The 4,924-nt window shown below is 66.5% G+C and carries 4 protein-coding genes; 1 reads left to right on the top strand and 3 read right to left on the bottom strand.

Going from position 1 to position 4,924, the window contains the following annotated elements:
- Positions 1-328 precede the first annotated feature (328 nt).
- On the bottom strand, positions 329-3,103 hold the full coding sequence (gene polA, locus ABGA94_RS13405; RefSeq protein ID WP_375367517.1) for a DNA polymerase I: 2,775 nt from the start codon (positions 3,101-3,103) through the stop codon (positions 329-331).
- Positions 3,104-3,201: 98 nt separating this feature from the next.
- Here polA and ABGA94_RS13400 point away from each other — a divergent pair, with 98 nt between their 5' ends.
- Complete coding sequence (locus ABGA94_RS13400) at positions 3,202-3,486, top strand: DUF2782 domain-containing protein (protein WP_005420332.1); 285 nt, start codon at positions 3,202-3,204, stop codon at positions 3,484-3,486.
- A gap of 171 nt (positions 3,487-3,657) precedes the next feature.
- On the opposite strand, the gene ABGA94_RS13395 is transcribed toward ABGA94_RS13400, so the two are convergent.
- Together ABGA94_RS13395 and ABGA94_RS13390 are read right to left on the bottom strand one after the other, a co-directional pair.
- Complete coding sequence (locus ABGA94_RS13395) at positions 3,658-4,104, bottom strand: universal stress protein (protein WP_005420335.1); 447 nt, start codon at positions 4,102-4,104, stop codon at positions 3,658-3,660.
- Between the two features lie 174 nt (positions 4,105-4,278).
- The gene (locus ABGA94_RS13390; protein WP_111128558.1) at positions 4,279-4,833 is read right to left on the bottom strand and encodes a hypothetical protein; all 555 of its coding nucleotides are present in this window, start codon (positions 4,831-4,833) and stop codon (positions 4,279-4,281) included.
- Positions 4,834-4,924: the final 91 nt, after the last annotated feature.

Below are 4,924 nucleotides of genomic sequence, written 5' to 3'. Positions count from 1 at the left end.
GGTCAGATCCCTTTGCCCGACGGGCAAAGGGATCTGACCCCATCCGAGGTTCCGTTGGCGCAAATAAAAAGCCCCGCTGACCAGGGGGAGGTCAACGGGGCCGGGGAACGGGCACTTGGGGAGGAGTCCCCGTTCCGAGATCTGCTCCAGGGGATGGGAGAGATCCACAACAGGCATTGCGCCTGTCGGGAGTTATAGAAGCACTCCGAACACTAACGGTTCGTGAAGGGGCCCCATTTAATGAAATTCAATCGGGGCAACATTCATGGTCGAGTCAGAAACCCCCGACTCATGAACACATTCACGTCGTTTTAGGCCTGAAATGCCGTCAGTGCGCTTCGTCCCAGTTGTTGCCGACGCCGGTATCGACCACCAGCGGCACTCGCAGTTTGGCCGCTTGCGACATGCGCTCCACCACCTGCAAACGCAGGTCTTCAACGAAACTGCTTTCGGTTTCGAAGACCAGTTCATCGTGTACCTGCAGGATCATCCGCGCTGGTGCCCCGCTGTCGCGCAGCCACTGGTCCACATCCACCATCGCGCGCTTGATGATGTCGGCGGCGGTGCCCTGCATCGGCGCGTTGATCGCGGCGCGCTCGGCACCGGCACGCAGGCCCTGGTTGCGGGCGTGGATGTCGTTCAGGTACAGGCGGCGGCCGAACAGGGTTTCCACGTAGCCCTGGTCACGGGCCTGCTGGCGCATCCGCTCCATGAAGTCGCGCACGCCCGGATAGCGGCTGAAGTACAGCGCCACGTAGTCCTGTGCCTGGCCACGGTCGATGCCCAGATTGCGGGCCAGGCCGAAGGCGCTCATGCCGTACATCAGGCCGAAGTTGATCGCCTTGGCGGCGCGGCGCTCGTTCGGGGTCACCTCCTCCAGCGTGCGCCCGAACACCTCGGCGGCGGTGGCGCGGTGCACGTCGGCGCCCTGCTCGAAGGCGCGCACCAGGCCCGGATCCTCGGACAGGTGGGCCATGATCCGCAGCTCGATCTGCGAATAGTCGGCGGCCAGCAGCTGGAAGCCCTCCGGCGCCACGAACGCGCGGCGGATGCGGCGGCCGTCCTCGGTGCGGATCGGGATGTTCTGCAGGTTCGGGTCCGATGAGGACAGGCGGCCGGTGGCGGCACCGGACTGGTGGTAACTGGTATGCACCCGGCCGGTGTCCGGGTTGACCATCTCCGGCAGCTTGTCGGTGTAGGTGCTGCGCAGCTTGGCCAACCCGCGGTAGTCGAGGATCACCCGTGGCAGCTCGTGCTGGTCGGCAATTGCCTCCAGTGCCTCTTCATTGGTGCTGGGCTGGCCCTTCGGGGTCTTCACCACCGCCGGCAGCTTCAGCTCGTCGAACAGCACCGCCTGCAGCTGCTTGGGCGAATCCAGGTTGAAGCTGCGGCCGGCCAGCTCGGTGGCCTTCTGCTGCGCGGCCAGCATGCGCGAGGACAGGTCCTGGCTCTGGCGGCGCAGTTCGTCGGTGTCGATCCGCACGCCGTTGGCTTCAATGCTGGTCAGCACCGGCACCAGCGGCATCTCGATGTCGCGGTACACGCTGTCCAGCGCCGGCTCGGCCAGCAGCTGCGGCTGCAGCGCGCGATGGAGGCGCAGGGTAATGTCGGCGTCCTCGGCCGCATAGCGGCTGGCTTCGTCGATGCCCACCTGCGAGAACGGAATCTGCTTGGCGCCCTTGCCGGCCACGTCCTCGAACTTGAGGGTGGTGTAGCCCAGGTAACGCAGGGCCAGCGAATCCATGTCGTGGCGGGTGGCGGTGGAGTTGAGCACGAAGCTCTCGAGCATGGTGTCGTCGTGGTAGCCCTGCACCTCCACGCCGTGGCGGCGCAGCACATGCAGGTCGTACTTGCCATGCTGGCCCAGCTTCTTCTTCGCCGGGTCCTGCAGCACCGGGCGCAGCGCATCCAGCACCTGCTGCATCGGCAGCTGGGCCGGCGCGCCGGGGTAATCGTGGCCGACCGGAATGTAGGCCGCCCTGCCCGGCTCGACCGCCAGGCTGATGCCGACCAGGCGCGCGCGCATCGCATCCAGTGCGTCGGTCTCGGTGTCGAAGCTGATCAGCTCGGCCTGCTGCAGGCGTTCGATCCAGGCCTGCAGCTGCCCGCTGGTCAGCACGGTCTCGTATTCACCCGGCGCGGACAGTGCCGGATCCAGCGTGCCGGCGGCGGGCGCCTCGACGCTGCCACGCGCGAAGCCGGCCGCAGTGCCGCGCAAGCTCGGGGTCGCCTCGCTGGCGGCCACCGGTGCCGGCACAGGCGCGCCCAGCTCCTTCAGCGCCTGGGTGAAACCATAGCGCGTATACAGCTCGGTCAGCGCCGGCACATCCTGCTCGCGCAGCGCCAGCGTGGTCGGGCTGGCCTCCAGTTCCACATCGGTGCGGATCGTCACCAACTCGCGGTTCAGCGGCAGGCGTTCCAGCGCAGCGCGCAGGTTCTCGCCGATCTTGCCCTTCATGGTCGGCGCGGCCGCCATCACCCCGTCCAGGTGCTGGTACTCGGCCAGCCACTTGGCAGCGGTCTTCGGCCCGCACTTCTCCACGCCCGGCACGTTGTCGACCGCGTCGCCCATCAGCGCCAGCAGGTCGATGATCTGATCGGCGCGCACGCCGAACTTGTCCATCACCGCCGCGTCGGAATCCATGCGGCTGCCGGTCATGGTGTTGACCAGTTCGATGCCCGGCCGCACCAGCTGGGCAAAGTCCTTGTCACCGGTGGAAATGGTCACCTTCAGGTCCTGCGCCAGGCCCTGCAGCGCAAGCGTGCCGATCACATCGTCGGCTTCCACGCCGGGGATGCGCAGGATGCTGATGCCCAGCGCTTCGACGATGCGGCACATCGGCTCGACCTGGCTGCGCAGTTCATCGGGCATCGGCGGGCGGTTGGCCTTGTACTGGTCGTACAGGTCATCACGGAAGGTCTTGCCGGGCGCATCGACCACGAACGCGACGTAGGCCGGGCGCTCCTTCAGCGTCGAACGCAGCATGTTGACCACGCCGAACAGCGCGCCGGTGGGTTCACCCTGTGCATTGGACAGGGGCGGCAGCGCGTGGAACGCGCGGTACAGGTAACTGGACCCGTCGATCAGGACTAATCTGCTCATGCGCCGATTCTACGCGCCCGTGCCTGCACCGCGGCGACACGGCGCGCACACCGCGATGGGGCATAATCAGGGCTCTTTCCAGGCAAAGGCCCCCGCCGATGAAGACCCTGATGCTGGCTTCCCTGCTCCTGCTCGCTGGCTGCGCCAGCATGGGTGGCGCGGGTGCTCCCCCGGTGGACGTCAAGGGCGCGGATGTGTCCAGGCGCACCATGGACAACGGTGACACCATCGAGGAATACCGTGTGTCCGGCCAGCTGCGCATGGTCAAGGTGACCCCGTCGCGCGGTGCCCCGTTCTACATGTATGACAAGAACGGCGACGGCCGCATGGACAACGACAAGGACGGTGTCTCGCCGGTCTACTGGAAGCTGTACAGCTGGTGAGGTGACCGGGGTTGTGACCGGGGTCGGATCCCTTTCCACAGGAAAGGGCTCTGACCCCCTCGAAGCCATCGGCACGGCCGCCGATCCCCCCACAAAAAAACAACGCCGGCACGCATCCTGCGCACCGGCGTCGGGTCCCTCCCCGGGAACGCTTGAATCTGCGGGTATGGATCAGCGGATGACCAGTACCGGCAGCGTGCTGCGTGCCAGCACCTCGGCAGTCTGGCTGCCCAGCAGCACGCGGGTCACGCCACGGCGGCCGTGCGAGGTCATCACGATCAGGTCGCTGTTGCGCTCGGCCGCCGTCTCGATGATGCCGTCGGCCGCGTAGCGGTCCAGCACGTGCACCGGGTTGGCGGTGATGCCCTGCTCGGCGGCCTTGGCCAGCGCCGGCTGCAGCACCTTCTGCGCGCCTTCCTCGCGGTCAGCCTTGTATTCCGGGCTGTTCATGTAGCCCACGCTCCAGCCCATGGCGTCGTACATGCCGACGGCCCACGGCTCGGAGACAGTCACGATATCGACCTCGGCGTTGAGGTCCTTGGCCAGCTCCAGGCCCTTGGCCAGGCCCTTGTCGGCCAGCTCGGACCCGTCGGTGGCAATCAGGATGCGCTTGTACATGGTGGGGCTCCGTGGCGGTCTGCCAGATGGGAACGCCACCATTGCACACCGGATGTGCAGGCCGCGCCTTGAGCAGGATCAATCCGGCGCCGTGGAGCGGCCCGTGCGCGCCACCCGCTTGCCCGCCCCCCTTCTGTAGAGCCGAGCCCATGCTCGGCTCCACAACAATGTCGCTCAGGCGATCTGCACCACGCGTGCGTTCTGGCACAGCGGATAACTGGACACGAATTCGGCAATCGCATCACGCATCGCCTCGAACGATTGGCCGTACATGTACAGCGCGGTCTCGCTCGGGCCCTGCCACCAGCTGCAGATCTCGCCAAGGCCATCAATGCGCTCGGACAGCTGCTCGAACACGTGGTTGGAATCGCACTGTTCGTAGACCTCGTCCGGCAGGTTCAGGCCATCCAGGTAGATGCCCAGGCCCTCGGTCACGCCGAAGCTGCGATCGGCTTCACCCGCGCCCTGGATCTTCGAGCCCTTCGGTGCACCCAGCTGCTCCAGCAGGTCGATCAGCTTGGGCACCCCGGCCACGTCGACCAGTGCCACTTCGATATCGCCGTATTCGACCTCGCCGTCGTCGGACATCGCGGTGCCGCCACCGGTGATCTCGCCGACATTGGCCGCCTGCAGCAGCGCATCGAGCGGGTCTTCGAACAGCTCGTGGCGATGCTCCGGCTGCAGCCGGGCGTTCAACTTCACGGTGACGTGGAGCGTGGGTTCGGTCATGGGAGCGGTCCTGGTAGAAGTGCCGCCTATTGTAGAGCCGAGCCCATGCTCGGCTGCTTTTCCCGCCAGAAGCAGCCGAGCATGGGCTCGG

It is taken from the genome of Stenotrophomonas sp. 3diitr2024, from assembly GCF_042136455.1.
Lineage (GTDB): Bacteria > Pseudomonadota > Gammaproteobacteria > Xanthomonadales > Xanthomonadaceae > Stenotrophomonas > Stenotrophomonas sepilia.
This window is presented reverse-complemented; position numbering and strand designations above follow the sequence as displayed.